This is a genomic window from Salinarimonas rosea DSM 21201, assembly GCF_000429045.1.
In the GTDB taxonomy this organism is placed as follows: domain Bacteria; phylum Pseudomonadota; class Alphaproteobacteria; order Rhizobiales; family Beijerinckiaceae; genus Salinarimonas; species Salinarimonas rosea.
The window spans coordinates 1-2,629 of sequence record NZ_AUBC01000053.1; the positions used below are offsets into that span (position 1 = coordinate 1).

Here is a 2,629-nt window from a genome sequence, read left to right on the forward strand (position 1 = left end):
GCGCGCAGGGATCATGGGAGGCGATCAAGCCGATCGAGCGATTAGTACCGGTAAGCTCAACGCATTGCTGCGCTTGCACACCCGGCCTATCGACGTGGTGGTCTACCACGGCTCTCGAGGGAGATCTCGTTTCGAGGTGGGTTTCCCGCTTAGATGCCTTCAGCGGTTATCCCGACCGTACATAGCTACCCTGCACCGCGGCTGGCGCCACGACAGGTCCACCAGAGGTACGTCCATCCCGGTCCTCTCGTACTAGGGACAGATCCTCTCAAATCTCCGACACCCACGGCAGATAGGGACCGAACTGTCTCACGACGTTCTGAACCCAACTCACGTACCACTTTAATCGGCGAACAGCCGAACCCTTGGGACCTGCTCCAGCCCCAGGATGTGATGAGTCGACATCGAGGTGCCAAACGATCTCGTCGATATGGACTCTTGGAGATCATCAGCCTGTTATCCCCGGCGTACCTTTTATCCGTTGAGCGATGGCCCACCCACGCGGGACCACCGGATCACTATGGCCGACTTTCGTCTCTGCTCGACATGTCCGTCTCGCAGTCAGGCGGGCTTATGCCATTGCACTCGACGACCGATTTCCGACCGGTCTGAGCCCACCATCGCGCGCCTCCGTTACTCTTTGGGAGGCGACCGCCCCAGTCAAACTGCCTGCCATGCGCTGTCCCGGACCCGGATGACGGATCGCGGTTAGACATCCATGTCGCCAAGGGTGGTATTTCAAGGGCGGCTCCACGCGAGCTGGCGCCCGCGCTTCATAGCCTTCCACCTATCCTACACATGCCGACACGAATGCCAGCGCAAAGCTACAGTAAAGGTGCACGGGGTCTTTCCGTCTGACCGCAGGAACCCCGCATCTTCACGGGGAATTCAATTTCACTGAGCCGATGCTGGAGACAGCGGGGAAGTCGTTACGCCATTCGTGCAGGTCGGAACTTACCCGACAAGGAATTTCGCTACCTTAGGACCGTTATAGTTACGGCCGCCGTTTACCGGGGCTTCGATTCAAGGCGTGAACCTCTCCTCTTAACCTTCCGGCACCGGGCAGGCGTCAGACCCTATACGTCGTCTTGCGACTTCGCAGAGCCCTGTGTTTTTGCTAAACAGTCGCCACCCCCTGGTCTGTGCCCCTCCCGCGCGGTTGCCCACGCGGAAGGCCTCCTTATCCCGAAGTTACGGAGGTAATTTGCCGAGTTCCTTCAGCATCGTTCTCTCAAGCGCCTTGGCATGCTCTGCCAGTCCACCTGTGTCGGTTTCGGGTACGGTCTCACGCGGGGGCTGTTTCCCGGGACCCTCCGGCCGCGCCTCCAATCCGATAAGGAGACACGACGGCTCGGATCCGTCACCACCCGCTGGCTCAGGACTATTCACCTGATTCCCATCGACTACGCCTTTCGGCCTCGCCTTAGGGGCCGGCTGACCCTGCGCAGATTAACTTTACGCAGGAACCCTTGGACTTTCGGCGACAGCGTCTCTCACGCTGTTTGTCGTTACTCATGTCAGCATTCTCACTTCCGATGCCTCCAGGAGCCCTCACGGGTCTCCCTTCACCGGCCTACGGAACGCTCCGCTACCGCGCATCCGAGGATGCACCCTAAGCTTCGGCTCGTGGCTTGAGCCCCGTTACATTTTCGGCGCAAGGACCCTTGACTAGACCAGTGAGCTGTTACGCTTTCTTTAAAGGATGGCTGCTTCTAAGCCAACCTCCTGGTTGTTTTGGGGTCCTCACATCCTTTCCCACTTAGCCACGAATTGGGGGCCTTAGCTGTAGGTCAGGGTTGTTTCCCTCTCCACGACGGACGTTAGCACCCGCCGTGTGTCTCCCGTGCACTGCTTCCAGGTATTCGGAGTTTGGTTAGGTTTGGTACCGTTGTGGACAGCCCTAGCCCATCCAGTGCTCTACCCCCTGGAGCATTCACACGAGGCGCTACCTAAATAGCTTTCGCGGAGAACCAGCTATCTCCGGGTTTGATTGGCCTTTCACCCCTAGCCACAAGTCATCCGAGGCCTTTTCAACGGACACCGGTTCGGTCCTCCAGTGCGTGTTACCGCACCTTCAACCTGCTCATGGCTAGATCACCCGGTTTCGGGTCTGGCGCGCCGAACTGAACGCCCTGTTCAGACTCGCTTTCGCTGCGCCTACGCCTCACGGCTTAAGCTTGCTCGACACGCCAAGTCGCTGACCCATTATACAAAAGGTACGCGGTCACCCAGGACGAACCTTGGGCTCCCACTGTTTGTAGGCATCCGGTTTCAGGATCTGTTTCACTCCCCTCGTCGGGGTGCTTTTCACCTTTCCCTCACGGTACTGGTGCACTATCGGTCGCTGAGGAGTACTTAGGCTTGGAGGGTGGTCCCCCCATGTTCAGACAGGATTACACGTGTCCCGCCCTACTCGTATCCCTCGCCATGCTCGACCCGTACGGGGCTGTCACCCATGTCGCCCGACTTTCCAGACGGTTCCGGTTCACATGACGAAGGCATTGGCCTGGTCCGCGTTCGCTCGCCACTACTGACGGAGTCTCGTTGATGTCCTTTCCTCCGGGTACTGAGATGTTTCAGTTCCCCGGGTTCGCCTCAAATCCCTATGAATTCAGGATCTGATACCTTC

General features: G+C 58.5%; 1 rRNA gene. It reads right to left on the reverse strand.

Going from position 1 to position 2,629, the window contains the following annotated elements:
* Nucleotides 1-20 precede the first annotated feature (20 nt).
* Nucleotides 21-2,629: ribosomal RNA gene (locus tag G407_RS0121245) — 23S ribosomal RNA — on the reverse strand; the annotation flags it as partial.